35 protein-coding genes are annotated in these 24,907 nt (G+C 67.8%); 34 read left to right on the forward strand and 1 reads right to left on the reverse strand.

What is annotated here, in order from left to right:
* Window positions 1-37: 37 nt before the first annotated feature.
* From fusA to map, 27 genes are all read left to right on the forward strand, one after another.
* Complete coding sequence (gene fusA / locus QRN49_RS08235) at window positions 38-2,155, forward strand: elongation factor G (RefSeq protein WP_027466735.1); 2,118 nt, start codon at window positions 38-40, stop codon at window positions 2,153-2,155.
* Window positions 2,156-2,302: 147 nt separating this feature from the next.
* On the forward strand, window positions 2,303-3,490 hold the full coding sequence (tuf, locus tag QRN49_RS08240) for an elongation factor Tu (protein ID WP_027466734.1): 1,188 nt from the start codon (window positions 2,303-2,305) through the stop codon (window positions 3,488-3,490).
* Window positions 3,491-3,663: 173 nt separating this feature from the next.
* Window positions 3,664-4,641: a DNA topoisomerase IB gene (locus tag QRN49_RS08245; protein WP_284755112.1), complete on the forward strand. Its 978-nt coding sequence runs from the start codon at window positions 3,664-3,666 to the stop codon at window positions 4,639-4,641.
* An 80-nt stretch (window positions 4,642-4,721) separates the two neighbouring features.
* Complete coding sequence (locus QRN49_RS08250; protein ID WP_084741336.1) at window positions 4,722-5,549, forward strand: DarT ssDNA thymidine ADP-ribosyltransferase family protein; 828 nt, start codon at window positions 4,722-4,724, stop codon at window positions 5,547-5,549.
* Between the two features lie 520 nt (window positions 5,550-6,069).
* Complete coding sequence (gene rpsJ / locus QRN49_RS08255) at window positions 6,070-6,378, forward strand: 30S ribosomal protein S10 (RefSeq protein ID WP_017885534.1); 309 nt, start codon at window positions 6,070-6,072, stop codon at window positions 6,376-6,378.
* A 12-nt stretch (window positions 6,379-6,390) separates the two neighbouring features.
* Window positions 6,391-7,047 (forward strand): 50S ribosomal protein L3, encoded by a 657-nt coding sequence (gene rplC / locus QRN49_RS08260; RefSeq protein ID WP_027466731.1) that lies wholly within the window; start codon window positions 6,391-6,393, stop codon window positions 7,045-7,047.
* 2 nt (window positions 7,048-7,049) lie between these two features.
* Window positions 7,050-7,709 carry a 50S ribosomal protein L4 gene (rplD, locus tag QRN49_RS08265; protein WP_027466730.1) on the forward strand — a complete coding sequence of 220 codons (660 nt, stop codon included), beginning with the start codon at window positions 7,050-7,052 and terminating at the stop codon, window positions 7,707-7,709.
* Complete coding sequence (gene rplW, locus QRN49_RS08270; protein WP_027466729.1) at window positions 7,706-8,005, forward strand: 50S ribosomal protein L23; 300 nt, start codon at window positions 7,706-7,708, stop codon at window positions 8,003-8,005. Before rplD ends, rplW begins: the two co-directional genes overlap by 4 nt.
* A gap of 18 nt (window positions 8,006-8,023) precedes the next feature.
* Window positions 8,024-8,863, forward strand: a complete 840-nt coding sequence (gene rplB, locus QRN49_RS08275) for a 50S ribosomal protein L2 (RefSeq protein ID WP_027466728.1) — start codon at window positions 8,024-8,026, stop codon at window positions 8,861-8,863.
* Between the two features lie 11 nt (window positions 8,864-8,874).
* A complete protein-coding gene (gene rpsS / locus QRN49_RS08280) occupies window positions 8,875-9,156 on the forward strand; it encodes a 30S ribosomal protein S19 (protein ID WP_017885529.1) in 282 nt (93 codons plus the stop codon).
* 25 nt (window positions 9,157-9,181) lie between these two features.
* Window positions 9,182-9,574 (forward strand): 50S ribosomal protein L22, encoded by a 393-nt coding sequence (gene rplV / locus QRN49_RS08285; RefSeq protein ID WP_035809257.1) that lies wholly within the window; start codon window positions 9,182-9,184, stop codon window positions 9,572-9,574.
* Window positions 9,574-10,386, forward strand: a complete 813-nt coding sequence (gene rpsC, locus QRN49_RS08290) for a 30S ribosomal protein S3 (RefSeq protein WP_017885527.1) — start codon at window positions 9,574-9,576, stop codon at window positions 10,384-10,386. Before rplV ends, rpsC begins: the two co-directional genes overlap by 1 nt.
* Before the next feature lie 2 nt (window positions 10,387-10,388).
* A complete protein-coding gene (gene rplP / locus QRN49_RS08295; protein ID WP_017885526.1) occupies window positions 10,389-10,808 on the forward strand; it encodes a 50S ribosomal protein L16 in 420 nt (139 codons plus the stop codon).
* On the forward strand, window positions 10,808-11,128 hold the full coding sequence (gene rpmC / locus QRN49_RS08300) for a 50S ribosomal protein L29 (RefSeq protein ID WP_017885525.1): 321 nt from the start codon (window positions 10,808-10,810) through the stop codon (window positions 11,126-11,128). Before rplP ends, rpmC begins: the two co-directional genes overlap by 1 nt.
* Window positions 11,128-11,412, forward strand: a complete 285-nt coding sequence (gene rpsQ, locus QRN49_RS08305; RefSeq protein WP_017885524.1) for a 30S ribosomal protein S17 — start codon at window positions 11,128-11,130, stop codon at window positions 11,410-11,412. The genes rpmC and rpsQ overlap by 1 nt, the downstream gene beginning before the upstream one ends.
* Before the next feature lie 31 nt (window positions 11,413-11,443).
* Window positions 11,444-11,812, forward strand: coding sequence for a 50S ribosomal protein L14 (gene rplN, locus QRN49_RS08310; RefSeq protein WP_017885523.1), 369 nt, complete (start codon window positions 11,444-11,446; stop codon window positions 11,810-11,812).
* Window positions 11,813-11,815: 3 nt separating this feature from the next.
* Window positions 11,816-12,175, forward strand: a complete 360-nt coding sequence (gene rplX / locus QRN49_RS08315) for a 50S ribosomal protein L24 (RefSeq protein ID WP_017885522.1) — start codon at window positions 11,816-11,818, stop codon at window positions 12,173-12,175.
* Window positions 12,175-12,765: a 50S ribosomal protein L5 gene (rplE, locus tag QRN49_RS08320; protein WP_042537502.1), complete on the forward strand. Its 591-nt coding sequence runs from the start codon at window positions 12,175-12,177 to the stop codon at window positions 12,763-12,765. The genes rplX and rplE overlap by 1 nt, the downstream gene beginning before the upstream one ends.
* 153 nt (window positions 12,766-12,918) lie before the next feature.
* A complete protein-coding gene (gene rpsH / locus QRN49_RS08325) occupies window positions 12,919-13,317 on the forward strand; it encodes a 30S ribosomal protein S8 (RefSeq protein WP_017885519.1) in 399 nt (132 codons plus the stop codon).
* Window positions 13,318-13,323: 6 nt separating this feature from the next.
* Window positions 13,324-13,860, forward strand: coding sequence for a 50S ribosomal protein L6 (rplF, locus tag QRN49_RS08330; RefSeq protein WP_017885518.1), 537 nt, complete (start codon window positions 13,324-13,326; stop codon window positions 13,858-13,860).
* Between the two features lie 2 nt (window positions 13,861-13,862).
* On the forward strand, window positions 13,863-14,237 hold the full coding sequence (rplR, locus tag QRN49_RS08335) for a 50S ribosomal protein L18 (protein ID WP_284755117.1): 375 nt from the start codon (window positions 13,863-13,865) through the stop codon (window positions 14,235-14,237).
* A complete protein-coding gene (gene rpsE, locus QRN49_RS08340) occupies window positions 14,234-15,082 on the forward strand; it encodes a 30S ribosomal protein S5 (protein ID WP_071406161.1) in 849 nt (282 codons plus the stop codon). The genes rplR and rpsE overlap by 4 nt, the downstream gene beginning before the upstream one ends.
* Window positions 15,082-15,267 carry a 50S ribosomal protein L30 gene (rpmD, locus tag QRN49_RS08345; protein WP_017885515.1) on the forward strand — a complete coding sequence of 62 codons (186 nt, stop codon included), beginning with the start codon at window positions 15,082-15,084 and terminating at the stop codon, window positions 15,265-15,267. The genes rpsE and rpmD overlap by 1 nt, the downstream gene beginning before the upstream one ends.
* A complete protein-coding gene (rplO, locus tag QRN49_RS08350) occupies window positions 15,264-15,728 on the forward strand; it encodes a 50S ribosomal protein L15 (protein ID WP_027466723.1) in 465 nt (154 codons plus the stop codon). Before rpmD ends, rplO begins: the two co-directional genes overlap by 4 nt.
* A 147-nt stretch (window positions 15,729-15,875) precedes the next feature.
* Window positions 15,876-17,198 (forward strand): preprotein translocase subunit SecY, encoded by a 1,323-nt coding sequence (gene secY, locus QRN49_RS08355; RefSeq protein WP_027466722.1) that lies wholly within the window; start codon window positions 15,876-15,878, stop codon window positions 17,196-17,198.
* A complete protein-coding gene (locus QRN49_RS08360; RefSeq protein WP_110863215.1) occupies window positions 17,195-17,785 on the forward strand; it encodes an adenylate kinase in 591 nt (196 codons plus the stop codon). Before secY ends, QRN49_RS08360 begins: the two co-directional genes overlap by 4 nt.
* A gap of 5 nt (window positions 17,786-17,790) precedes the next feature.
* Window positions 17,791-18,624: a type I methionyl aminopeptidase gene (map, locus tag QRN49_RS08365; protein WP_502868993.1), complete on the forward strand. Its 834-nt coding sequence runs from the start codon at window positions 17,791-17,793 to the stop codon at window positions 18,622-18,624.
* Window positions 18,625-18,767: 143 nt separating this feature from the next.
* Here the strand turns inward: map and QRN49_RS08370 are convergent, their stop codons facing one another.
* Window positions 18,768-20,063, reverse strand: a complete 1,296-nt coding sequence (locus QRN49_RS08370) for an LCP family protein (RefSeq protein WP_284755118.1) — start codon at window positions 20,061-20,063, stop codon at window positions 18,768-18,770.
* Window positions 20,064-20,357: 294 nt separating this feature from the next.
* On the opposite strand from QRN49_RS08370, the gene infA reads away from it, so the two are divergent.
* The 7 genes from infA (at window position 20,358) to QRN49_RS08405 (ending at window position 24,837) form a co-directional block, all read left to right on the forward strand.
* Window positions 20,358-20,579 carry a translation initiation factor IF-1 gene (gene infA / locus QRN49_RS08375; RefSeq protein ID WP_017885509.1) on the forward strand — a complete coding sequence of 74 codons (222 nt, stop codon included), beginning with the start codon at window positions 20,358-20,360 and terminating at the stop codon, window positions 20,577-20,579.
* Window positions 20,580-20,649: 70 nt separating this feature from the next.
* A complete protein-coding gene (rpmJ, locus tag QRN49_RS08380; protein ID WP_022903266.1) occupies window positions 20,650-20,766 on the forward strand; it encodes a 50S ribosomal protein L36 in 117 nt (38 codons plus the stop codon).
* Window positions 20,767-20,952: 186 nt separating this feature from the next.
* Window positions 20,953-21,327 carry a 30S ribosomal protein S13 gene (gene rpsM, locus QRN49_RS08385; protein ID WP_017885508.1) on the forward strand — a complete coding sequence of 125 codons (375 nt, stop codon included), beginning with the start codon at window positions 20,953-20,955 and terminating at the stop codon, window positions 21,325-21,327.
* A 9-nt stretch (window positions 21,328-21,336) separates the two neighbouring features.
* Window positions 21,337-21,735 carry a 30S ribosomal protein S11 gene (gene rpsK, locus QRN49_RS08390; RefSeq protein ID WP_017885507.1) on the forward strand — a complete coding sequence of 133 codons (399 nt, stop codon included), beginning with the start codon at window positions 21,337-21,339 and terminating at the stop codon, window positions 21,733-21,735.
* 205 nt (window positions 21,736-21,940) lie between these two features.
* Window positions 21,941-22,936, forward strand: coding sequence for a DNA-directed RNA polymerase subunit alpha (locus QRN49_RS08395; RefSeq protein ID WP_017885506.1), 996 nt, complete (start codon window positions 21,941-21,943; stop codon window positions 22,934-22,936).
* Window positions 22,937-22,999: 63 nt separating this feature from the next.
* Window positions 23,000-23,578, forward strand: a complete 579-nt coding sequence (rplQ, locus tag QRN49_RS08400) for a 50S ribosomal protein L17 (RefSeq protein ID WP_284755119.1) — start codon at window positions 23,000-23,002, stop codon at window positions 23,576-23,578.
* 122 nt (window positions 23,579-23,700) lie between these two features.
* Window positions 23,701-24,837: an FUSC family protein gene (locus tag QRN49_RS08405; protein WP_181243000.1), complete on the forward strand. Its 1,137-nt coding sequence runs from the start codon at window positions 23,701-23,703 to the stop codon at window positions 24,835-24,837.
* The last annotated feature ends 70 nt before the right edge of the window (window positions 24,838-24,907 follow it).

The following is a 24,907-nucleotide window of genomic DNA, read 5'->3' on the forward strand; positions in this document are numbered from 1 at the left end:
CCGCCAACCTCTCCTACAACTCTTCCGGAGGAACCCTGTGGCACAGGACGTGCTCACCGACCTGAACAAGGTCCGCAACATCGGCATCATGGCGCACATCGATGCCGGCAAGACCACGACGACCGAGCGCATCCTGTTCTACACGGGCATCACGCACAAGATCGGTGAGGTCCACGACGGCGCTGCCACGATGGACTGGATGGCGCAGGAGCAGGAGCGCGGCATTACGATCACGTCGGCCGCGACGACCTGCTTCTGGGACAACAACCAGATCAACATCATCGACACCCCCGGTCACGTGGACTTCACGGTCGAGGTGGAGCGCTCGCTCCGCGTCCTCGACGGTGCGGTCGCCGTCTTCGACGGCAAGGAGGGCGTCGAGCCCCAGTCCGAGACCGTCTGGCGTCAGGCCGACAAGTACGACGTCCCGCGCATCTGCTTCGTCAACAAGATGGACAAGCTGGGCGCCGACTTCTACTACACCGTCGACACCATCGTGAACCGCCTCGGCGCGGAGCCCCTCGTGCTCCAGCTGCCGATCGGTTCCGAGAGCTCGTTCGAAGGCGTCGTCGACCTCGTCCAGATGCGTGCACTCACCTGGCGCGGTGACGCCAAGGGTGACGTCGCGATGGGCGCGAAGTACGAGATCGAAGAGATCCCGGCCGACCTGCAGGACCGTGCCGCCGAGTACCGCGAGAAGCTCATCGAGCGCGTGGCCGAGGCGGACGACGTCCTCATGGAGCGCTACCTCGAGGGCGACACCGACTTCTCGGTCGCCGAGATCAAGGCAGCCATCCGTGCCCTCACCGTGAGCAGCACGCTCTACCCGGTCCTCTGCGGTTCCGCGTTCAAGAACCGCGGTGTCCAGCCGATGCTCGACGCCGTCATCGACTACCTCCCGTCCCCGCTCGACGTGCCGCCGATGATCGGCCACGACGTCAAGGACGAGGAGAAGGAGATCATCCGCAAGCCCGACGCGTCGGAGCCGTTCTCGGCCCTCGCGTTCAAGGTCGCGGTGCACCCGTTCTTCGGTCGTCTGACCTACGTGCGCGTCTACTCCGGCTCGATCGAGTCCGGTGCCCAGGTCATCAACTCGACCAAGGGCAAGAAGGAGCGCATCGGCAAGATCTTCCAGATGCACTCCAACAAGGAGAACCCGGTCGCCAACGTGACCGCTGGCCACATCTACGCGGTCATCGGCCTCAAGGACACCACCACCGGTGACACCCTGTGCGACCCGACCAACCAGGTCGTCCTCGAGTCGATGACGTTCCCGGAGCCGGTCATCGAGGTCGCCATCGAGCCGAACACGAAGGCCGACCAGGAGAAGCTCTCCACGGCCATCCAGAAGCTCGCCGAAGAGGACCCGACGTTCCGCGTCGAGCTCAACGCCGAGACCGGTCAGACGACGATCAAGGGCATGGGCGAGCTCCACCTCGACATCCTCGTCGACCGCATGAAGCGCGAGTTCCACGTCGAGGCGAGCGTCGGCAAGCCCCAGGTGGCCTACCGCGAGACGCTCACCAAGATCGTCGAGCGCTACGACTACACCCACAAGAAGCAGACCGGTGGTTCCGGCCAGTTCGCGAAGGTGCAGATCGCGCTCGAGCCGATGGAGGTCACGAGCGAGAAGGTCTACGAGTTCGTCAACGCGACCTCCGGTGGCCGTGTCCCGCGCGAGTACATCCCGTCGGTCGACGCCGGTATCCAGGACGCCATGCAGGTCGGGATCCTCGCGGGCTACCCGACGGTCGGCGTGAAGGCCATCCTCAAGGACGGCGCGGCGCACGACGTCGACTCGTCCGAGATGGCGTTCAAGATCGCCGGCTCGATCGCCTACAAGGAAGCGGCTCGCAAGGCCGGTCCGGCGATCCTCGAGCCGATCATGGCCGTCGAGGTCCGTACTCCTGAGGAGTACATGGGCGACGTCATCGGTGACCTGAACTCCCGTCGTGGCCAGATCGCCTCGATGGAGGACGCCTCGGGCGTCAAGGTGGTCCGCGCGAGCGTGCCGCTGTCCGAGATGTTCGGCTACGTCGGCGACCTGCGGTCGAAGACCTCTGGTCGTGCGGTCTACTCGATGACCTTCGAGACCTACAGTCAGGTCCCGGCCAAGGTCGCCGAGGAGATCATCGCGAAGAACGCGGGGGAGTAGCGCTCAGCGCTTCTCCACAGGCGGGGGCGCCCGGCGACGGGCCCCTCGCCACCAAGTAAAGTACAGACACACACCGCGCACCAACGGTCCCGAGCCCATCCAGGGCCGGCCGGGGGTGACGCTTCCGAGTCCTGAGGAGGACCCACAGTGGCCAAGGCCAAGTTCGAGCGCACCAAGCCGCACGTCAACATCGGAACCATCGGTCACGTCGACCACGGCAAGACCACGCTCACGGCGGCGATCACCAAGGTTCTGCACGACCAGTACCCGGACCTCAACGAGGCCCGCGACTTCGCGCAGATCGACAACGCTCCCGAGGAGCGCCAGCGCGGCATCACGATCAACATCTCGCACGTCGAGTACCAGACCGAGAAGCGTCACTACGCGCACGTCGACGCCCCCGGTCACGCCGACTACGTGAAGAACATGATCACGGGTGCGGCACAGATGGACGGCGCGATCCTCGTGGTCGCCGCCACCGACGGCCCGATGCCCCAGACGCGTGAGCACGTCCTGCTCGCCCGCCAGGTCGGCGTCCCCTACATCGTCGTCGCACTGAACAAGTCCGACATGGTGGACGACGAGGAGATCCTGGAGCTCGTCGAGCTCGAGGTCCGCGAGCTCCTCGGCTCGCAGCAGTTCGACGAGGACGCCCCCGTCGTGCAGGTCTCGGCGCTCAAGGCGCTCGAGGGCGACGAGAAGTGGGTCAAGTCGGTCCAGGACCTCATGGCCCAGGTCGACGAGCACGTGCCGGACCCGGTGCGCGCCACCGACCAGCCGTTCCTGATGCCGATCGAGGACGTCTTCACGATCACCGGTCGTGGCACGGTCGTCACCGGTCGCGTCGAGCGTGGCACGCTCAACCTGAACGCCGAGGTCGAGATCGTCGGCATCCGCGCGACGCAGAAGACCACCGTCACGGGCATCGAGATGTTCCGCAAGCTGCTCGACCAGGCGGTCGCCGGTGACAACACCGGTCTGCTCATCCGTGGCCTCAAGCGCGAGGACGTGGAGCGCGGCCAGGTCGTCGTGAAGCCGGGTTCGGTCACGCCGCACACCGAGTTCCAGGCGAACGCGTACATCCTGACCAAGGACGAGGGTGGGCGTCACAACCCGTTCTACGCGAACTACCGCCCGCAGTTCTACTTCCGCACCACGGACGTCACCGGCGTCATCACGCTGCCCGAGGGCACCGAGATGGTCATGCCCGGTGACACCGTCGCCATGACGGTCGAGCTGATCCAGCCGATCGCCATGGAAGAGGGCCTCCGTTTCGCCATCCGTGAGGGTGGTCGCACGGTCGGCGCCGGTACGGTCGAGAAGATCATCAAGTAACTCCGGTTCCTTGCGACAGCGGGGTCGGGCCTTCGGGCCCGGCCCCGCTTCGTCGTACGCGGCCACTGGCGGGCCGTACAGGGCGCCGGACAGGAGGCCCGGGGCGGCGCCCGCCACGGGCCTCCTGTCCGCCCCGTGACCCGTCACAGGCGTCACGGAGTTGGCTCGACCGCGTGACCCGCCTCCGCAGATCCGCGACCTCCGGTCGCGGCTACCACCGCGTCCGTTCCGGACGCGGTTTCTCGTTCCGCGACCCCGACGGCAACACCGTGACCGATCCGGACGAGCGCCGTCGACTCGAGGAGTTCGTGATCCCGCCGGCGTGGGACGACGTCTGGATCTCCCCGTACGCGAACGGCCACATCCTGGCCACGGGTACGGACGGTGCGGGGCGCCGCCAGTACATGTACCACCCGTCCTGGCGCGAACGGATGGACCGGATCAAGTACGACCGTGCGTTGGCACTGGCCGAGTCCCTGCCGGTCGCCCGCCGCGGCGTCACGCAGGACCTCCGTCGCCCCGAGCCGGACCGCCGCCGTGCGCTGGCCGCAGCGTTCCGCATGCTCGACCAGGGGTCGCTCCGAGTCGGGTCCGAGCGGTACGCCACCGAGCACGGCAGTCGGGGGCTGTCGACGCTGCTCTGCGCGCACGCCCACGTGTCGGGCGACGACATCGAACTCGACTTCCCCGGCAAGAGCGGGCAGGAGTGGTCGTCGTCGATCCACGACCACGACCTGGCGCGGGTCATCGCCGGCATGAAGCGTCGCGGGCCCAACGCGCGGTTGCTCTCGTTCCGCGAGCGTCGCGGTGCGGAGTGGGAGCCGCTCTCCGCCGAGGACATCAACGCGTACGTGAAGGAACGCGCGGGCGACGAGTTCACCGCGAAGGACTTCCGGACGCTGCACGGCACGGTCGCGGCCGCGGTCGACCTGGCGAGGACCGGACCGCAGTCGTCCCAGGCCAAGCGGAAGAAGGCCGTCTCGCACGCCGTGAAGGCCGCCAGCGACGAGCTCGGCAACACCCCGACGGTGTGCCGACAGAGCTACATCGACCCCCGGTTGCTCGACGCGTACGACCACGGGGAGACCATCGATCCGAACCGCCTGGCGTCCGCCGAGGCCGAGGTCCGGGCACTGCTCTACCGACAATGACCCGGGGGCCGTCCGGATGACGTAGCGTTGGTCGACGTGCCGGACCACCCCCACACGGCACGGAAGGACCCACAACAGTCGTGACCGACGAGTGCATCCACGGATTCCCCACCGAGCTCTGCGACATCTGCGCACCCCGGCAGCGCGAGGCGTCGGAGATCCCAGCCACCCCGGCACCCCGCCGGACCCGCATCACCACCAACCTGCGCGTCGACCCGCCGGCCTCCGGGCCCGGGACGTCGCTCCGGTCGCCGACGTCGCTCCGTTCGTCGTCCGCCGACCTGCCCGAAGCACGTGAGTTCGCAGCGCTCCGCGCCCACCACGTCACCCACATCGACAACCTCGACGGCATCGTCGGTGCCGGCGCCATCCTGGCGTCCGACCAGGCCGAGCCGGTCGTGGACGTCAGTTCCGCCGACACCCGCGCCGCCCGCGCCGAGGCCGAGGCGCCCGACGGCTCCTCGATCGCCGGCCACGTGCCGTTCACGCTGTCGCCCGACGCCACCCGTTGGGACGAGCTCCGTACGGGCGCCGAGGGCGAGCGCTGGTCGGACGCCGCCCGCCGCACCCGCGCCATCGACTACGTCGTGCTCGTCGTGCCGGTCTCCGCGTTCGGAGCCTCGGTGATCGTCGCCGACCAGGACGCCGACGCCGACGACGTCCGGTTCGCCGTCGGTCCCGACGCCGGCACGAACCTGATCCGTCGCACCGACTTCACCGACCCGGAGATGCACGGCCTCGAGCTGCTCGCCGGACCGAGCGTGCCGTTCACGTCGGTCGCGGTCATCGGCGTGCCGAACGACAAGGCCCGGCAGACCGTCCGCGCCGTGCTCGCCGACCACGGTGGACACGCTCCACGAGTGGCCGTGTTCCCGCCGTGGTTCGTGCCCCCGGTGACCGCCGAGTGACGGTCTCCTGACCCGCGTCGACGCACCCTCCGGACCCCGTCCGGAGGGTGCGTCGCGTTGCGGGGCCGAGCCGGGCCTCCAGGCCGTCCGATCCGCGTGGATCCGGGCAAGCGAGCCGGCGGGACACGCCCGGCAATTCGCGACACGCCCGGGTTGCACGTGGGCCGGGGCTATGCGAGACTTGTCCGGTTCCGAATTCCCCGTGGGTGTACGCCCACAGGATCACTGCTCTGGCAGTGCACAACCCCCTTGTTCAGCAGGGCTGGGTTGGGCCGCAGGCAGCAGAACACGACTCCCCGGAGGCGACGGACGCGGTGCACCACTGCTGCGCCCGGAGCACGAGGCAGTCGATTGCCCACGCTGGACGGCCACGGTCGCCCGCGAGGTTGACAGGTGAACAGCGGTCATCCCCAGTGGATGCGGCCGGTTGGTTCAGGAAAACAGCACGGTCCGCAGGAATGCGGAACCGAGCGGCGTCAGGCGGCCAGAGGGTGCGCGGCGCAGAGAGGACAAGAGACACATGGCGGGACAGAAGATCCGCATCCGGCTCAAGTCGTATGACCACGAGGTCATCGACACGTCGGCCCGGAAGATCGTCGACACGGTGACCCGTGCCGGTGCAACCGTGGTCGGCCCGGTGCCGCTCCCCACCGAGAAGAACGTGATCGCAGTGATCCGTTCCCCTCACAAGTACAAGGACTCGCGCGAGCACTTCGAGAAGCGCACGCACAAGCGGGTCATCGACATCGTCGACCCGACGCCGAAGGCCGTTGACTCGCTCATGCGACTCGACCTGCCGGCCGACGTCAACATCGAGATCAAGCTGTAAGGGGGCTGACCAATGGCGAACTCAACCAAGACCGTCAAGGGCCTCCTCGGCAAGAAGCTCGGGATGACCCAGGTGTGGGACGAGAACAACAAGTTCATCCCCGTCACCGTGATCGAGGTCGGCCCGAACGTGGTCACCCAGATCCGCAACGCTGAGCGCGACGGCTACGAGGCGATCCAGATCGCCGCCGGTGCCATCGACCCTCGCAAGGTCAACAAGCCGGCCGCTGGCCACTTCGAGGCCGCTGGCGTGACCCCGCGTCGCACCCTCACCGAGATCCGTACCAACGACTCCGCTGAGTACACGCTCGGCCAGGAGCTCACCGTGGACGGCACGTTCACGGCGGGCCAGAAGGTCGACGTCGTCGGTACGTCCAAGGGCAAGGGCTTCGCCGGTGTCATGAAGCGCCACGGCTTCCACGGCGTCGGCGCCTCGCACGGTGCGCACCGCAACCACCGCAAGCCCGGCTCGATCGGTGCTTCCTCGACCCCGTCGCGCGTCTTCAAGGGCATGCGGATGGCTGGTCGTATGGGTGGCGACCGCGTGACCGTCCTCAACCTCACGGTGCACGCCGTCGACGCCGAGAAGGGTCTGCTGCTCGTCAAGGGCGCCGTCCCCGGTGCTCGTGGCCGCTCCGTCTTCGTCCGCACCGCCGTGAAGGGTAAGTGATCATGGCCACCACGACCGCAACCACGATCGACGTCCTCGACGCATCGGGTGCCAAGTCCGGCACCGTCGAGCTCCCCGCAGCTCTCTTCGACGTCGAGACCAACGTCCCGCTGATCCACCAGGTCGTCACCGCGCAGCTCGCAGCCGCGCGTCAGGGCACCCACAAGACCAAGAACCGTGGCGAAGTCCGCGGTGCCGGTCGCAAGCCGTTCAAGCAGAAGGGCACCGGCCGCGCCCGTCAGGGTTCCGTCCGTGCTCCGGAGCACACCGGCGGTGGCGTCGTCCACGGACCGACCCCGCGCGACTACTCGCAGCGCACCCCGAAGAAGATGATCGCCGCTGCTCTGCTCGGCTCGCTCTCGGACCGCGCCCGCGGTGGCCGCATCTCCGCTGTGGAGGGCTTCGTCGCGGCTGAACTGCCGTCGACCAAGACCGCCCGCACGCTCCTCGAGAAGGTCGCGCCCGTCAAGAACGTGCTCGTCGTGCTCGAGACGGACGACGAGCTGACGCTCAAGTCGATCCGCAACCTGTCGAACGTCCACGCGCTCTCGTACGGCCAGCTCAACGCCTACGACGTGCTGCGTTCGGACGCCGTCGTCTTCAGCAAGAGCGCCCTCGACGCCTTCATCGCGTCGAAGACCGCGAAGGAGATCACCGCATGAGCGGCTTCAACAAGGACCCGCGCGACGTCATCATCTCGCCGGTCGTCTCGGAGAAGAGCTACGCGCTCATCGACCAGGGCAAGTACACGTTCATCGTGGACCCCCGCTCGAACAAGACCGAGATCAAGCTCGCCATCGAGAAGATCTTCGACGTCAAGGTCGCGAGCATCAACACGCTGAACCGCCCGGGCAAGACCCGTCGCACCAAGTTCGGTCTCGGCAAGCGCAAGGACACCAAGCGCGCCATCGTGACGCTCAAGTCCGGTTCGATCGACATCTTCACGGCTGTCGGCTGAGGACCAGAGGGATAAATCATGGCTATTCGTAACTACAAGCCGACGACCCCCGGTCGTCGCGGCTCGTCGGTCGCCGACTTCGCTGAGATCACCCGTTCGACTCCGGAGAAGTCACTGCTTCGTCCGCTGCCGAAGACCGGTGGTCGCAACAGCTCCGGCCGTATCACCACGCGTCACATCGGTGGTGGCCACAAGCGCCAGTACCGCGTGATCGACTTCCGTCGCTCCGACAAGGACGGCGTCGACGCCAAGGTCGCGCACATCGAGTACGACCCCAACCGCACTGCGCGCATCGCGCTCCTGCACTACGTGGACGGCACGAAGCGGTACATCATCGCGCCGAACAAGCTGAAGCAGGGCGACGTCATCGAGCAGGGCCCCGGCGCCGACATCAAGCCCGGCAACAACCTGCCGCTGCGCAACATCCCCGTGGGTACCGTCGTGCACGCCATCGAGCTCCGCCCCGGTGGCGGCGCCAAGATGGCTCGCTCCGCCGGCGCCTCGGTGCGTCTCGTCGCCAAGGACGGCCCCTACGCGCAGCTCCGTCTGCCGTCGGGCGAGGTCCGCAACGTCGACGCACGCTGCCGCGCCACCATCGGCGAGGTCGGCAACGCCGAGCAGTCGAACATCAACTGGGGCAAGGCCGGCCGCATGCGCTGGAAGGGCGTCCGCCCGACCGTCCGTGGTGTCGCCATGAACCCGGTCGACCACCCGCACGGTGGTGGTGAGGGCAAGACGTCCGGTGGTCGTCACCCGGTCAGCCCCTGGGGTCAGTCCGAGGGCCGTACGCGCAAGCCGAACAAGCCGAGCGACAAGCTCATCGTCCGTCGCCGTAACGCCGGCAAGAAGCGCAAGTAGGAGTTCAGAAGATGCCACGCAGTCTGAAGAAGGGCCCCTTCGTCGACGAGCACCTGCTCCGCAAGGTCGTCACGCAGAACGAGGCCAACACCAAGAACGTGATCCGTACGTGGTCGCGTCGGTCGATGATCGTCCCGAACATGCTCGGGCACACGATCGCCGTCCACGACGGCCGCAAGCACATCCCGGTGTTCGTCACCGAGTCGATGGTCGGTCACAAGCTCGGCGAGTTCGCGCCGACCCGCACCTTCCGTGGTCACGTGAAGGACGACAAGAAGGGCCGTCGCCGCTGAGGCGGCGACGCAGAGGAGGAACGAAATGGTGGAGTCGATCGCACGCGTGCGACACATCCGCGTCACGCCTCAGAAGGCCCGTCGCGTCATCGAGCTGATCCGCGGCAAGCAGGCCCACGAGGCCCTCGCCATCCTGAAGTTCGCCCCCCAGGGCGCTTCGGAGCCCGTGTACAAGCTGGTCGCCTCGGCGATCGCGAACGCACGGGTCAAGGCGGACTCGACGAACAGCTTCCTCGACGAGCGCGACCTCTACGTGAGCCGCGTCTTCGTCGACGAGGGCACGACCCTGAAGCGGTTCCAGCCGCGCGCCCAGGGCCGCGCCTTCCGCATCAACAAGCGCACCAGCCACATCACGGTCGTCCTCGCGACGCCCGACGAGGCCGAGGTTGCCGCGACGAGCAAGAAGGCGAGCAAGTAATGGGCCAGAAGGTCAACCCGTACGGCTTCCGTCTCGGGATCACGACGGACCACGTCTCGCACTGGTTCACCGACAGCAAGAAGGCCGGTCAGCGCTACGCCGACTACGTGGCCGAGGACATCAAGGTGCGCGAGTACCTGAAGAAGACCCTCGACCGCGCCGGCGTCGCACGCATCGAGCTCGAGCGCACCCGTGACCGTGTCCGCGTGGACATCCACACGGCTCGTCCGGGCATCGTCATCGGCCGCCGCGGCGCCGAGGCGGAGCGCGTTCGCGGTGAGCTCGAGAAGCTCACCAAGAAGCAGATCCAGCTGAACATCCTCGAGGTCAAGAACCCCGAGACCGAGGCCCAGCTCGTCGCGCAGGGCATCGCCGAGCAGCTCTCCGCTCGTGTCGCGTTCCGTCGCGCCATGCGCAAGGGCCTGCAGGGTGCACAGCGCGCCGGCGCCAAGGGTGTCCGCATCCAGGTGTCGGGTCGTCTCGGCGGCGCCGAGATGTCGCGTTCGGAGTTCTACCGCGAAGGCCGTGTGCCGCTGCACACCCTCCGCGCGAACATCGACTACGGCTTCTACGAGGCCCGGACCACGTTCGGCCGCATCGGCGTGAAGGTCTGGATCTACAAGGGCGACATCACGAACAAGGAGCTCGCTCGCGAGCAGGCGAACCAGCGTTCGTCGCGCCCGGAGCGTCGTGGCGGCCCGCGCGGTGAGCGTGGCGACCGTGGCGGCGACCGTCGTGGCGGCGACCGCGGTGACCGTCGTCCGCAGCAGGCCCCGCAGGACGCGCCGGCCGGCGCAGGAGTTGAGGCGTAACCATGCTTATTCCCCGTCGAGTCAAGCACCGCAAGCAGCACCACCCGAAGCGTTCGGGTCAGGCCACCGGTGGTACCAAGGTCAGCTTCGGCGACTACGGCATCCAGGCCCTCACCCCGGCGTACGTGACCAACCGTCAGATCGAGTCCGCTCGTATCGCCATGACGCGTCACATCAAGCGTGGTGGCAAGGTCTGGATCAACATCTACCCGGACCGTCCGCTGACCAAGAAGCCCGCCGAGACCCGCATGGGTTCCGGTAAGGGTTCGCCCGAGTGGTGGGTCGCGAACGTGAAGCCGGGCCGGGTGCTCTTCGAGCTCTCCGGCGTCAGCGAGGAGATCGCCCGTGAGGCGTTGACTCGTGCAATCCACAAGCTGCCCCTCAAGGCACGCATCATCAAGCGCGAGGAGGGCGACGCATAATGGCGATCGGTTCCAAGGAGCTCCGTCCGACGGAGCTCGACACGTTCGAGAACGAGCGTCTCGCTGACGAGCTGAAGAAGGCCAAGGAGGAACTCTTCAACCTCCGCTTCCAGTCGGCCACCGGCCAGCTGGAGAGCCACGGTCGTCTCCGTGCCGTCAAGCGCGACATCGCCCGCATCTACACCGTCCTCCGCGAGCGCGAGCTCGGCATCCGTGCCACTCCCGCGCCCGTCGAGACCGCCCCCAAGGCCAAGAAGACGACGAAGAAGGCTGACAAGCCGGCCGAGTCGACCGAGGCCGAGACCGCCGAGGAGAAGTAATGGCGAACGAAGAGAAGAACTCCGCCGCCCTCACTCGCGGCTACCGCAAGACGCGTCGCGGCTACGTGACGAGCGACAAGATGGACAAGACCATCGTGGTCGAGGTCGAGGACCGCGTGAAGCACGCGCTCTACGGCAAGATCATCCGTCGCACGTCCAAGGTGAAGGCCCACGACGAGCTCGGCACCGCTGGTGTCGGCGACCTCGTCGTGATCAGCGAGACCCGTCCCCTCAGCGCGTCCAAGCGCTGGCGCCTGGTCGAGATCCTCGAGAAGGCCAAGTAGGCCTCGGCCTGCTTCGGAATAGGAGACAGCAGTGATTCAGCAGGAATCCCGCCTGAAGGTCGCCGACAACACGGGTGCCAAGGAGATCTTGACCATCCGCGTGCTCGGTGGCTCGGGTCGTCGCTACGCCGGTCTCGGTGACGTCATCGTCGCCACGGTGAAGGACGCCATCCCCGGCGGCAACGTGAAGAAGGGTGACGTCGTCAAGGCAGTCATCGTTCGCACCAAGAAGGAGACCCGTCGTCAGGACGGCTCCTACATCAAGTTCGACGAGAACGCGGCAGTGATCCTCAAGGCCGACGGCGACCCGCGCGGTACGCGCATCTTCGGTCCGGTCGGTCGCGAGCTCCGTGACAAGAAGTTCATGAAGATCATCTCGCTCGCGCCGGAGGTGCTGTAAGCCATGGCGAACATCAAGAAGGGTGACCTCGTCCAGGTCATCACGGGCGCGACGCAGGAGCGTGGCGGCGACCGTGGCAAGCAGGGCAAGGTCATCGAGGTCCTCAAGGACAAGAACCGCGTCGTCGTCGAGGGCGTGAACTTCGTCACGAAGCACGTCCGCGTCGGTCAGACGCAGCGTGGTTCGAAGACCGGCGGCATCGAGCAGCACGAAGCCTCGATCCACGTCTCGAACGTCGCACTCGTCGACCCGAAGACGAAGAAGCCGACGCGTGTCGGCTTCCGCACCGAAGAGGTGGAGAAGGACGGCGTCAAGAAGACCGTCCGTGTCCGCTACGCGAAGAAGTCTGGTGAGAAGCTCTGATGACTGACACGACTGCTGCGCCCGCTGGCAAGATCCAGCCGCGCCTCAAGCAGAAGTACCTGGCCGAGATCAAGACGGCCCTCACCGAGCAGTTCGGTTACGCGAACGTCAACCAGGTCCCCGGCCTGGTCAAGGTCGTCGTGAACACCGGTGTCGGCGAGGCCGCTCGTGACTCCAAGATCATCGAGGGGGCCATCAAGGACCTCACGGCGATCACGGGTCAGAAGCCCCAGGTCAACATCGCCCGCAAGTCCATCGCACAGTTCAAGCTGCGCGAGGGTCAGGCCATCGGCGCGCACGTCACCCTCCGCGGTGACCGCGCGTGGGAGTTCCTGGACCGCCTGGTGACGCTCGCACTGCCCCGCATCCGCGACTTCCGCGGTCTCAGCGACAAGCAGTTCGACGGCAACGGCAACTACACGTTCGGTCTCACGGAGCAGTCCGTGTTCCACGAGATCGACCAGGACCGCATCGACCGTGTCCGCGGCTTCGACATCACTGTCGTCACCACCGCGAAGACGGACGACGAGGGACGCGCGCTGCTCCGCCAGCTCGGCTTCCCGTTCCGCTCCAACGAGCAGACGGTCTAAACTACTTCGGGCGGTGCGGGCCGGAGGATTCACGTCCTCCGGCCCGCACGCACGAACACACCGATCTCGGGGAACCGCCCTGGGATCACTCGATCGCTCAGGTCGGCATTCGTGGAACGGGTGTCGAAACCAGGCGAGAAATGGACGAACATCATGACGATGACCGATCCGGTCGCAGACATGCTGACCAGATTGCGGAACGCGAACTCCGCGCACCACGACGCAGTCGCGCTCCCGAGCTCCAAGCTCAAGAAGAACATCGCCGACATCCTCAAGCGTGAGGGCTACATCAGCGAGTGGAAGGTGGAGGACGCCCGAGTCGGGCAGACCCTCACCATCGACCTGAAGTACGGCCCCGAGCGCGAGCGTTCGATCGCCGGCATCAAGCGCGTCTCGAAGCCGGGCCTCCGGGTCTACGCGAAGTCGACGGAGATCCCCCAGGTCCTCGGTGGCCTCGGCGTGGCGATCCTCTCGACCTCCTCCGGCCTCCTGACCGACCGCGAAGCCGAGCAGAAGGGCGTGGGTGGGGAAGTCCTCGCCTACGTGTGGTGATCGACAATGTCACGAATCGGACGTCTCCCCATCGACATCCCCGCCGGCGTCACCGTCTCCGTTGACGGTCAGAACGTGGCGGTCAAGGGCCCGAAGGGCGAGCTCGCGCTCGTCATCGCGGAGCCCATCCAGGCCAAGGTCGAGGAGAACCAGGTCCTCGTCACCCGTCCGGACGACGAGCGCGAGTCGCGTTCGCTCCACGGACTGACCCGGACCCTCATCGCCAACAACATCATCGGCGTGACCCAGGGCTACACCAAGGGCCTCGAGGTCGTCGGTACGGGTTACCGTGTCGCGGCCAAGGGCTCGAACCTCGAGTTCGCCCTCGGGTACTCCCACTCGATCACGGTCGAGCCGCCGGCGGGCATCAGCTTCGCGGTGGAGGGCAACAACAAGGTCACCGTCGCCGGTATCGACAAGCAGGCTGTCGGCGAGGTCGCCGCGAACATCCGGAAGCTCCGGAAGCCCGAGCCCTACAAGGGCAAGGGTGTCCGTTACGCCGGCGAGAACGTGCGCCGCAAGGCCGGAAAGTCAGGTAAGTGATCATGGGACTCCTCAAGACACGAGGCAAGAGCAAGGCGGCCGCCAAGGCGCGTCGTCACAACCGTCTCCGCAAGAAGATCACCGGCACCGAGGCTCGTCCCCGTCTCGCCGTCACCCGCTCGTCGCGTCACGTGTTCGTGCAGGTCATCGACGACTCGAAGGGTCACACCCTCGCAAGCGCCTCGACGATGGAGGCAGACCTCCGCTCGTTCGACGGCGACAAGACCGCCAAGGCCCGTCGCGTCGGTGAGCTCCTCGCCGAGCGCGCGAAGTCGGCTGGCGTCGATGCCGTGGTCTTCGACCGCGGTGGCAGCAAGTACGCCGGTCGCGTCGCCGCGATCGCCGATGGTGCCCGTGAAGGAGGGCTGAACCTGTGAGCGACAACGCGAACACCAACGAAGACGCCAAGACCGAGGCCGTCGAGGCCACGGAGACCGAGGCTGTCGAGACCACGGAGACCACCGAGGCGAGCACGGAGGCCACGGCCACCGACGCAACCGCCGAGGCGACCACCGAGGGCGCCAAGACCGGCAAGGAGGCGGAGGCACCTGCCGTCGCCGAGCGTCCGGTCGAGACCGCCGCGGGCTCCGCGTCCAACAACCGCGACTCCGCTGACAACCGTGGCCGTCGTGGTGGCGGTCGTGACCGTCAGCAGGGCCGCGACCGCAACAACCGCGGTGGCGACAGCCAGTTCCTCGAGCGCGTGGTGACCATCAACCGCGTCTCGAAGGTCGTCAAGGGTGGTCGTCGCTTCAGCTTCACGGCGCTCGTCGTCGTCGGTGACGGCAACGGCCTCGTGGGCGTCGGCTACGGCAAGGCCAAGGAGGTCCCCACGGCGATCTCCAAGGGCGTCGAAGAGGCGAAGAAGAACTTCTTCCGCGTCCCCCGCGTCGGCAACACGATCCCGCACCCGGTGCAGGGTGAAGCCGCCGCTGGCGTCGTCCTCCTGCGTCCGGCCGGCCCCGGTACCGGTGTCATCGCCGGTGGTCCGGTCCGCGCCGTGCTCGAGTGCGCCGGCATCCACGACGTCCTGAGCAAGTCGCTCGGCTCGTCGAACACCATCAACATCGTGCACGCGACCGTCGAGGCCCTGAAGCAGCTCGAGGAGCCCCGCGCCGTCGCGAGCCGTCGTGGCCTCGACGTCGAGCGGGTCGTCCCGGCCCGTCTGCTCCAGGCCGAGGCCGCAGCCCTGCGTGCCGCGACCGAGAAGGCAGGTGCGTGATGGCGATGCTGAAGATCACGCAGATCAAGTCCGTTATCAGCGAGAAGCAGTACCAGCGCGACACCCTGCGCAGCCTGGGCCTCAAGCGCATCGGCCGTTCGGTCGAGCGTGAGGACAACTCCCAGAACCGCGGGTACATCGCGACGGTGGCGCACCTCGTGAAGGTCGAGGAGGTCGACGCATGAGCGACGAGAAGAACGAGCGCGTGCAGGTGCTGAAGCTGCACCACCTCCGTCCTGCAGAGGGCGCCAAGAAGGACCGCACCCGTGTTGGTCGCGGTGAGGGCTCGAAGGGCAAGACCGCTGGGCGTGGTACCAAGGGCACGAAGGCCCGTTACCAGGTCCGGGTCGGCTTCGAGGGTGGGCAGATGCCGCTGCACATGCGCACCCCGAAGCTCCGCGGGTTCAAGAACCCGTTCCGGGTCGAGTACCAGGTCGTGAACCTGGACAAGATCTCGGAGCTCTACCCCGATGGTGGCGACGTCACCGTTGCGGGCCTGGTCGCCAAGGGCGCCGTCCGCAAGAACGAGAAGGTCAAGGTTCTCGGTCAGGGTGACATCACCGTGAAGATCACGGTCACGGTCGACAAGGTCTCGGCGTCCGCCGCCGAGAAGATCGTGGCTGCTGGCGGCACCGTCTCCCAGTAACCCCCGTCGGCGGCCCGTGCGTTTGCGCACGGGCCGCCGTTACGGTTTCCTTGACAGTGGCCGGCATCCGCCAGCCGGGTCGGCCCTGCCGACCGAAACCGGTCCGGCCGCGATCGACGGCCCCGGTCCCACAAGTTCGGAGTCATCGTGTTCAGAGCGGTCGCGCGCATCATGCGCACCCCTGATCTTCGCAAGAAGATCGGCTTCACCCTCGCGATCATCGCGCTGTTCCGTCTCGGGTCGTACATCCCGGCACCGTTCGTCGACTACGCCGCCGTGCAGAGCTGCCTCGCCAGCGCGTCGTCCTCCGGCGGTCTCTACGACCTCATCAACCTCTTCTCCGGCGGCGCGCTGCTGAAGCTCTCGGTCTTCGCGCTCGGCATCATGCCGTACATCACGTCGTCGATCATCGTGCAGCTCCTGCGCGTGGTCATCCCGCACTTCGACACCCTCTACAAGGAGGGCCAGTCGGGCCAGGCGAAGCTGACGCAGTACACGCGCTACCTCACCATCGCGCTCGGTGTGCTGCAGTCCACGACCCTGATCACGGTCGCCCGCTCCGGCGCCCTGTTCGGCACCAACGCCTCCGCGTCCTGCACGTCGATCATCTCGAACGACAGCTGGTACGCCATCATGCTGATGGTCGTCACGCTGACCGCGGGTACCGGTCTCATCATGTGGATGGGCGAGCTCGTCACCGAGCGCGGCATCGGCAACGGCATGTCGCTCCTGATCTTCACGTCGATCGCGGCGCAGTTCCCGTCGGCGCTCTGGGCGATCGAGCAGTCGCAGTCGTTCGAGCTCTTCCTGTTCGTGATCCTGGTCGGACTCGTGATCATGATGGCCGTCGTGTTCGTCGAGCAGTCACAGCGGCGGATCCCCGTGCAGTACGCCAAGCGCATGGTCGGGCGGCGGACGTACGGCGGCAACAACACCTACATCCCGATCAAGGTGAACATGGCCGGCGTCGTGCCCGTCATCTTCGCCTCGTCGCTGCTGTACCTGCCGGCCCTGATCGCGCAGTTCAACCAGCCCTCGGACGGCTCCGAGCCGGCCGCGTGGGTGACGTGGATCCAGAACAACCTGACCTCGGGTGACAACTGGTTCTACATGGTCCTGTACTTCCTGCTCATCGTCGGGTTCACGTACTTCTACGTGGCGATCACCTTCAACCCCGAAGAGGTCGCCGACAACATGAAGAAGTACGGCGGGTTCATCCCCGGCATCCGTGCCGGTCGTCCGACCGCCGAGTACCTCGACTACGTCCTCACCCGGGTGACGCTGCCCGGTTCGCTCTACCTCGGTCTCATCGCGCTCATCCCGCTGGCAGCACTGGCGCTGTTCGGCGCGAACCAGAACTTCCCGTTCGGTGGCGCGAGCATCCTCATCATCGTGGGTGTCGGTCTCGAGACCGTGAAGCAGATCGACTCGCAGCTGCAGCAGCGTCACTACGAAGGGCTTCTCCGTTGAGCGCACGTCTCATCATCGTCGGACCTCCCGGAGCCGGGAAGGGCACCCAGGCCGGCCGCATCGCCGACTCCTTCGGGATCCCCGCGATCTCGACCGGGGACATCTTCCGCAAGAACGTGGCAGAGGGCACGCCCCTCGGTGTGCAGGCGAAGGCGATCATGGACGCCGGCGACTACGTGCCGGACTCCCTGACGAACGAGCTCGTGAAGTCCCGCCTGCAGGAGCCCGACGCCGAGCACGGCTTCCTGCTGGACGGCTACCCGCGCACGGTCGGTCAGGTCGAGTACCTCGACGCACTGCTCGCTGAGCAGGGCACCGGGATCGACGCCGTCGTGCAGCTCGTCGCCGACCAGGACGAGCTCGTCGGTCGCCTGCTCAAGCGCGCCGAGGACCAGGGCCGCAGCGACGACAACGAGGAGACGATCCGTCGTCGCCAGCAGGTCTACGCCGAGCAGACGGCGCCCATCGTGGCGGCGTACGGCGAGCGTGGCCTCGTGGTCGACGTCGACGGCCTCGGTGCCATCGACGAGGTCGGCGACCGCATCCAGACGGCACTGGCGGGCCGCGGGCTCTCCGCGACCGTCTGACCAGCGTGGTGCGGTTCAAGAAGCCCTCGATCTACAAGACCCCGGACGAGCTCCGGGCGATGGTCCGGCCGGGTCTGCTGACCGCCGAGGCACTCGACGCCGTCCGTGCAGCGATCCGTCCGGGGATCACCACCGGTGAACTCGATGCGATCGCCGAGAGCACCATCCGTGACGGCGGCGGAGTCCCGAACTTCCAGCTCGTGCCCGGGTACCGCCACACGCTGTGCGTGTCGGTGAACGACGAGATCGTGCACGGGATCCCCGGTGCGCGCGTGCTCGCGCCCGGCGACATCGTGTCGGTGGACGCCGGTGCCGAGGTCGACGGCTGGAACGGCGACAGCGCGTTCACGACCGTCGTCCCCGGCGGCGACGCTGCGGTCACCGCAGCCCGTCAGACGCTCTGCGACACGACCGAGCGGTCGCTCTGGCACGGCATCGCCGCGCTCGCCCACGCGAAGAACCTGCACGAGGTCGGCTCCGCCGTGGAGGACGCGATCGACGAGACCGGCGCGTGGGGCATCGTCGAGGACTACACCGGCCACGGCATCGGTCGGTCGATGCACGAGGAACCGCCGGTCTTCAACTACCGCGTGCGCGGTGCCGGACCTGCCGTCAAGCCGGGGCTGGTGGTCGCCATCGAGCCCATGGTCACGGCCGGCGCGATCGACAGCTCGACGGACGACGACGAGTGGACGGTCCGGACGCTCGACGGCTCCGACGCCGCGCACTGGGAGCACAGCGTCGCGGTGCACGCGGCCGGCATCTGGGTGCTCACGGCCGCCGACGGCGGCGCTCGGGGCCTGGCCCCGCTGGGTGTGACGCCCGTCCCGATCCCGTAGGACGGGCCTCCAGTCCGCACACGGTGCCCACGCTGGGCGTCTCCGCTCGATGCGACGGCCGGGAGGCCCGGCTGGCGTCCGCCGCGTCGATGGCGTCGCGTGGACCCTCCCGACCACTGTCGGGCCCACGCCGTGACGTCGCGTCAGTTGCCGACGGAGCAGGTCTCCTCGGAGGCGCTCTGCCCGGTGATCGACGAGGGGAGCGGCGTCGCCGACGCGGTCGGCGTCCGCGTGGCGGTCGCGCTCGGCGTCGCCGACGGCGTGCCGCCGGACGACGAGGTCCCGGACGACCCCGAGGTGCCGGACGACCCCGACGAGCCGGACGACCCGGTGCCGCTCGACGTCCCGCCGCTCGACGGCGACTCCTCGGACGCGCGACCGGTGCTCGAGTCGCTCAGTGAGGACCGGACGTCGTTCTGCAGCGCCACGTTCAGGGTGTGGGCCGTCTCCTGGTCGACGATCACCCGGGCGCTGTCGGCGGGGTCGTCGGCCACCGGGTACTGCACGAAGAGCATGTTGGCCGTGCTCATCCCACGCAGGGCTGCCGCGAGCTTGACGAGGGTGCCGGTCTGGGCCAGGCCGTCGGACAGCGTCATGTTGGACAGGGCGGCGCCGGCCAGCTTGTAGAGCGTGATCGGGTTCGAGAGCGTGCCGTCCGAGGTGACCTTGCGGAGAAGCGCCGACAGGAACACCTGCTGCGAGCTGATGCGGGCGAGGTCGCTGCCGTCGCCGACCCCGTGGCGGGTGCGCAGGAAGGCCAGGGCGTCCGAGCCCTCGAGGGAGTGCGAGCCCGTCGTGAGGTGCAGGCCGGTGAACGTGTCGTCGATCGGCTCGGCGACGCAGACGTCCACGCCGCCGAGGGCGTTCGACATCTCGATCACGCCGTCGAACGTGATGAGTCCGGCGTAGGGGATGCTCAGACCGGTCAGGTTCTCCACCGTGTCCACGACGCAGGAGACACCGCCGTTGCCGAGCGCGGTGTTGAACATCGCCGAGGTGGACGCCGGGTAGGTCGTGCCGGTCGCGGGGTTCGTGCAGGCCGGGATGGGGACCATCAGGTCACGGGGGAAGCTGACCGCGGTGAGCTGCTGGTGGTCCGCAGAGATGTGGATGAGCATCGTGACGTCGTTGCGGGCGCCCTCGACGTCCTCGTCGGAGTCGAACTGGCCGACCCGGGTGTCGCTCCCGATGAGCAGGATGTTCGCCCCGCCCTTGATCGCCGAGATGTCCGCCGTCTTCGCGGTGCTCTGGTCGTCGGTGCTCAGCGCGACGGTCTGCGGCGCGGTGGCGAGCTGGGCCCCGGCGATCGCGGCGACGCTCGTGCCGCTGACGAGCAGGACGGCGACCGCGGACGCGACGACGGTGACGAGCGTGCCCCAGCCCCGGCGACGGGCCTGCTTGCCGTGGCTGGCGAAGGGGCGTCGGGTGGCGTCGGGCACGTGTTCTCCGTTCGGTGGTCCGGCGCGAGCTGCTGGTGCGGCGGACGTGGCTGCGGAGCAAAACTACGGTTCGCGCGCATGTGCGCGCCCGGAGCGCGCCGACAAACCACTGTGCAACGCTCAGGCACGGCCCCGGAAGCCCCAGACGTGGGGTGTTCCGCGTCCCCACTTGGCAATTGCGGGTTTACCACATAAGATCGATCTTTGGTGTGTCATGCCCTCTCGGGTGTGGCGACCGACCCGCAGACCGGTTCGGGGATCACACCTGTTCCACAACCAAGCGACAGTGAGGCTATGGCCAAGAAAGACGGCGTCATCGAGATCGAAGGCTCGGTGCTCGAAGCTCTGCCCAACGCGATGTTCCGCGTTGAGCTGACGAACGGACACAAGGTCCTCGCGCACATCTCCGGGAAGATGCGCCAGCACTACATCCGCATCCTCCCCGAGGACCGCGTGATCGTGGAGCTGAGCCCGTACGACCTGACCCGCGGCCGGATCGTCTACCGCTACAAGTGATCCGCGAGCTGGAAAGGAACGGCACGGCAATCCTGCCGAGCACGAAGCCAGCGAGCACGAGGAAAGAACCATGAAGGTCAACCCCAGCGTCAAGCCCATCTGCGAACACTGCCGTGTGATTCGCCGCAAGGGCCGCGTCATGGTGATCTGCAAGAGCAACCCGCGTCACAAGCAGCGCCAGGGCTAGTCCCGGGCGCGTGACCGGCGCCGACGGTGTCCCTCGGACACCAGGCTGCTCGAGCACGACCCACAACTGAAGATCGACAACGCAGTACCAGAACCCGGTCGCACGACGACCGGGGGACACCTCGGGGCGGAGGCCCGAGCACCGGTACTGCGCCACACCTCCATCGACAACAGGAGCAGCCATCACATGGCACGTCTAGCAGGCGTCGACATCCCGCGCGAGAAGCGCGTGGAGATCGCACTCACGTACATCTACGGCGTCGGCCGTACCCGCGCCGTCCAGGCATTGACGGAGACCGGTATCTCCGGTGACATCCGCGTCAAGGACCTGACCGACGACCAGCTCGTCGCCCTCCGTGACTTCATCGAGGGCAACTTCAAGGTCGAGGGTGACCTCCGCCGTGAGGTCGCCGCCGACATCCGCCGCAAGGTCGAGATCGGCAGCTACGAGGGTCTTCGCCACCGTCGTGGTCTCCCGGTGCGCGGTCAGCGCACCAAGACCAACGCTCGTACCCGCAAGGGACCGAAGCGCACCGTGGCAGGCAAGAAGAAGGCTCGATAGGAGACCCCGATGGCTACCCCCAAGACTGCCGCGCGCAAGCCGCGCCGCAAGGAGAAGAAGAACGTCGCTGTGGGCCAGGCCCACATCAAGAGCACGTTCAACAACACGATCGTCAGCATCACCGACCCGTCGGGTGCCGTCCTCAGCTGGGCGTCCTCGGGTGCCGTGGGCTTCAAGGGTTCGCGCAAGTCGACGCCGTTCGCGGCGCAGCTCGCTGCCGAGTCCGCTGCGCGTCAGGCGCAGGAGCACGGCGTCAAGAAGGTCGACGTCTTCGTGAAGGGCCCGGGTTCGGGTCGCGAGACCGCGATCCGTTCCCTCCAGGCCGCTGGCCTCGAGGTCGGCTCGATCAACGACGTCACGCCGCAGGCGCACAACGGGTGCCGCCCGCCCAAGCGCCGTCGCGTCTGACGCGAGGAGCAACCGGCCGCGCCCTGCTCGTCCCCTGACCGGATCCGTTCCGGCGAGGGCGGGCAGGGCCCGCGGCCATTCCTGGTCGTTCGATCGCGCACGTGTGTGCGCGTGATCACAACTCAACAGACCCGTCGGGGCCCATGCGGCCCCGTCGTACCGCCAAGTGTCATATAGCGGACACTTCGCCGAAAGGAATCCCACAGTGCTCATTGCACAGCGCCCCACCCTGACCGAGGAGCCGATCTCCGAGCACCGCTCGCGCTTCGTCATCGAGCCGCTCGAGCCGGGCTTCGGTTACACCCTCGGCAACTCGCTGCGCCGCACGCTCCTCTCCTCGATCCCCGGCGCGGCTGTCACCAGCATCCGCATCGACGGCGTCCTCCACGAGTTCAGCACCGTTCCCGGTGTCAAGGAAGACGTCACCGAGATCATCCTCAACATCAAGAGCCTGGTCGTCTCCAGCGAGCACGACGAGCCCATCACGGCGTACCTGCGCAAGCAGGGTGCCGGTCAGGTCACCGCGGCGGACATCTCCGCTCCGGCCGGCGTCGAGATCCACAACCCGGAACTCGTCATCGCGACCCTGAACGACACCGCGCGCTTCGAGCTCGAGCTCACGATCGAGCGTGGCCGTGGCTACGTCTCGGCGACGCAGAACCGTTCCGAGTTCAGCGAAGCCGGTCAGATCCCGATCGACTCGATCTACTCGCCCGTCCTGAAGGTCACCTACCGCGTCGAGGCGACGCGTGCCGGTGAGCGCACGGACTTCGACCGCCTGGTCGTCGACGTCGAAGCGAAGCCGGCCATCACGCCGCGCGACGCCATCGCGTCGGCCGGTCGCACGCTGGTCGAGCTGTTCGGGCTCGCTCGCGAGCTCAACACGGCGGCAGAGGGCATCGAGATCGGCCCCGCGCCGGTCGACGCCGTGCTCTCGAACGAACTGCAGACCCCGATCGAGGACCTCGACCTGTCGGTCCGCAGCTACAACTGCCTGAAGCGGGAGGGCATCAACACGGTGTCCGAGCTCGTCGCCCTGTCGGAGACGCAGCTCATGAACATCCGCAACTTCGGTCAGAAGTCGGTGGACGAGGTCAAGGACAAGCTCACCGAGCTCGGCCTGTCCCTCAAGGACACCGTCCCCGGATTCGACGGCGCCCACTTCTACAGCGGGTACGACGAGGACGAGTCCAACAACTGACCTCGCGCTCACGCGCAAGCGCGCTGACACCGCGCGCACCACTTTCACCACTGGAGAACTGACATGCCGAAGCCCACCAAGGGCCCCCGCCTCGGTGGCGGTCCCGCCCACGAGCGCCTGCTCCTGAGCAACCTCGCCAACGCCCTCTTCACGCACGGTCGCATCACGACCACCGAGACGAAGGCCAAGCGCCTCCGCCCGGTCGCCGAGCGTCTCATCACGTTCGCGAAGCGCGGCGACCTGCACGCTCGTCGTCGTGTGATCAGCATCCTGCGCGACAAGTCCGTCGTGCACACGCTGTTCACCGAGATCGCCCCCCAGGTCGAGGACCGCCAGGGCGGTTACACCCGCATCACGAAGCTCGGCTTCCGCAAGGGCGACAACGCCCCGCTGGCGTCGATCGAGCTCGTCCTCGAGCCCGTCTCGAGCACGCCCGCTCCGGTCAAGCGCAACTCGGCTCCGGCCGCTGCTGCCGCCCCGGTCGACGGGCCCGCCGCCGACGAGACCACCGCGGAGGCCCCGGTCGAGGAGACCGAGACCACCGAGGAGTCCGCCCCGGTCGAGACCGAGTCCGAGACCGAGGCTGCTGCCGAGGTCGAGGCCGACGCCGCCGAGAAGTCGGACGACGCCGACACCAAGTAGTCCGGTGCCCTCCGGGGCGCTGCACCACCACGAGGAAGCCCCCGCGACCCAGGTCGCGGGGGCTTCCTCGCGCCCGAGGCTGGTCGTGCACACCGACTGCTCGGCGTACCGTCACGGGCCGGGTGCGACGGAAGGAAGTCATGGCGTTCCAGCACGTTACGGGTCTGGGGACCCGGGTCTGGCGGTGGAGCCGGACCTCGGGCACACAGCCGCGCCTGCTGCACGCCGGCAAGGCCGCCGCTGCCGCCGTGATCGCCTGGTTCGTGGCGCGGCACATCCCGGGCGTCGCGGCCGAGTACCCGTACTACGCACCACTCGGCGCCGTCGTCGCGATGCAGACGACGGTGTTCGCGGGCATCCGCAGCGGTGTGCAGACCCTGGTCGGGATCGCCCTCGGCATCCTCATCGCCGCGTTCACGATGTGGGTCGGCGATCCCGGCTTCCTCGCGATCGCGCTCGCGGTCGGCGTCGGGGTGCTGGTCGGCGGGTTCCGCGTGCTGGGCGAGGGCAGCTCGTGGGTGTCCACCGCGGCGCTCTTCGTCCTGCTCGTCGGCGGCGCCAACGCCGAGGGGTACTCGCTCGGGTACCTCGTGCAGATGGCCGTGGGCGTCGTGATCGGGCTGCTGGTCAACTTCCTGGTGTTCCCGCCGCTGCACTTCTGGGACGCCGAACACCGCATCGACGCGGTGAACGGTGTGCTGGCGGACCACCTCGACGGGCTGGCAGCCGTGCTCGAGGAGGGCAAGCGCGACGAGAAGGCGTGGGACCACCAGCAGGACCGCCTGGACCGCGCGATCGCGGACGTCCGGTCGCGGGTGGCGATCGCGCACGAGAGCCGCCGACTCAACCCCCGTGGTGCCCTGCGCGGGTCGCGAGCGCGGCTCCAGAAGGACGGCGGACGCTTCCGGGCCCTGGAGCGGGTCGCCTGGTACACGACCGACCTCACCGAGCTCGTGGCACGCTCCGGCCCGGTGTCCGAGGGCGTCGGGCGTCCGGACCCCGCGTTCGCCACCCCCATCGCCGAGGCACTGCGGAAGATCGCCAGCACGATCCGCGGCGACTCCCCGGAGGACCAGGCCGAAGAGGCCATCGCACGACTCGAGAGCGCGCTCGACGCATCGCGCGAGAACCCCTCGCACGTCGCGGTCACCTCGGCCGCGCTCGTCGCCCTGCGCGGGATCGTCGAGTCCGAGCGACGCGCCACCGACGACCTCGACACCCGGACCGGTCCGTCGGCGTTCGGCCGTCCGCGCGGCTGAGCGGGTACGGGCGGCCGCCGTCCGGCAGACCGAGCGCGGGCCGGGAGGCACGGATCACCCCCGCTACGGT

Source organism: Curtobacterium sp. ME-Dv--P-122a (genome assembly GCF_030209645.1).
GTDB lineage: Bacteria > Actinomycetota > Actinomycetes > Actinomycetales > Microbacteriaceae > Curtobacterium > Curtobacterium flaccumfaciens.

Excerpts from the sequence above, each read along its gene's own strand:
- rpsJ (WP_017885534.1), top strand. The coding sequence starts at position 6,070 with ATGGCGGGACAGAAGATCCGCATCCGGCTCAAGTCGTATGACCACGAG.
- rplC (WP_027466731.1), top strand. The coding sequence starts at position 6,391 with ATGGCGAACTCAACCAAGACCGTCAAGGGCCTCCTCGGCAAGAAGCTC.
- rplD (WP_027466730.1), top strand. The coding sequence starts at position 7,050 with ATGGCCACCACGACCGCAACCACGATCGACGTCCTCGACGCATCGGGT.
- rplW (WP_027466729.1), top strand. The coding sequence starts at position 7,706 with ATGAGCGGCTTCAACAAGGACCCGCGCGACGTCATCATCTCGCCGGTC.
- rplB (WP_027466728.1), top strand. The coding sequence starts at position 8,024 with ATGGCTATTCGTAACTACAAGCCGACGACCCCCGGTCGTCGCGGCTCG.
- rpsS (WP_017885529.1), top strand. The coding sequence starts at position 8,875 with ATGCCACGCAGTCTGAAGAAGGGCCCCTTCGTCGACGAGCACCTGCTC.
- rplV (WP_035809257.1), top strand. The coding sequence starts at position 9,182 with ATGGTGGAGTCGATCGCACGCGTGCGACACATCCGCGTCACGCCTCAG.
- rpsC (WP_017885527.1), top strand. The coding sequence starts at position 9,574 with ATGGGCCAGAAGGTCAACCCGTACGGCTTCCGTCTCGGGATCACGACG.
- rplP (WP_017885526.1), top strand. The coding sequence starts at position 10,389 with ATGCTTATTCCCCGTCGAGTCAAGCACCGCAAGCAGCACCACCCGAAG.
- rpmC (WP_017885525.1), top strand. The coding sequence starts at position 10,808 with ATGGCGATCGGTTCCAAGGAGCTCCGTCCGACGGAGCTCGACACGTTC.
- rpsQ (WP_017885524.1), top strand. The coding sequence starts at position 11,128 with ATGGCGAACGAAGAGAAGAACTCCGCCGCCCTCACTCGCGGCTACCGC.
- rplX (WP_017885522.1), top strand. The coding sequence starts at position 11,816 with ATGGCGAACATCAAGAAGGGTGACCTCGTCCAGGTCATCACGGGCGCG.
- rplE (WP_042537502.1), top strand. The coding sequence starts at position 12,175 with ATGACTGACACGACTGCTGCGCCCGCTGGCAAGATCCAGCCGCGCCTC.
- rpsH (WP_017885519.1), top strand. The coding sequence starts at position 12,919 with ATGACGATGACCGATCCGGTCGCAGACATGCTGACCAGATTGCGGAAC.
- rplF (WP_017885518.1), top strand. The coding sequence starts at position 13,324 with ATGTCACGAATCGGACGTCTCCCCATCGACATCCCCGCCGGCGTCACC.
- rplR (WP_284755117.1), top strand. The coding sequence starts at position 13,863 with ATGGGACTCCTCAAGACACGAGGCAAGAGCAAGGCGGCCGCCAAGGCG.
- rpmD (WP_017885515.1), top strand. The coding sequence starts at position 15,082 with ATGGCGATGCTGAAGATCACGCAGATCAAGTCCGTTATCAGCGAGAAG.
- rplO (WP_027466723.1), top strand. The coding sequence starts at position 15,264 with ATGAGCGACGAGAAGAACGAGCGCGTGCAGGTGCTGAAGCTGCACCAC.
- infA (WP_017885509.1), top strand. The coding sequence starts at position 20,358 with ATGGCCAAGAAAGACGGCGTCATCGAGATCGAAGGCTCGGTGCTCGAA.
- rpmJ (WP_022903266.1), top strand. The coding sequence starts at position 20,650 with ATGAAGGTCAACCCCAGCGTCAAGCCCATCTGCGAACACTGCCGTGTG.
- rpsM (WP_017885508.1), top strand. The coding sequence starts at position 20,953 with ATGGCACGTCTAGCAGGCGTCGACATCCCGCGCGAGAAGCGCGTGGAG.
- rpsK (WP_017885507.1), top strand. The coding sequence starts at position 21,337 with ATGGCTACCCCCAAGACTGCCGCGCGCAAGCCGCGCCGCAAGGAGAAG.
- rplQ (WP_284755119.1), top strand. The coding sequence starts at position 23,000 with ATGCCGAAGCCCACCAAGGGCCCCCGCCTCGGTGGCGGTCCCGCCCAC.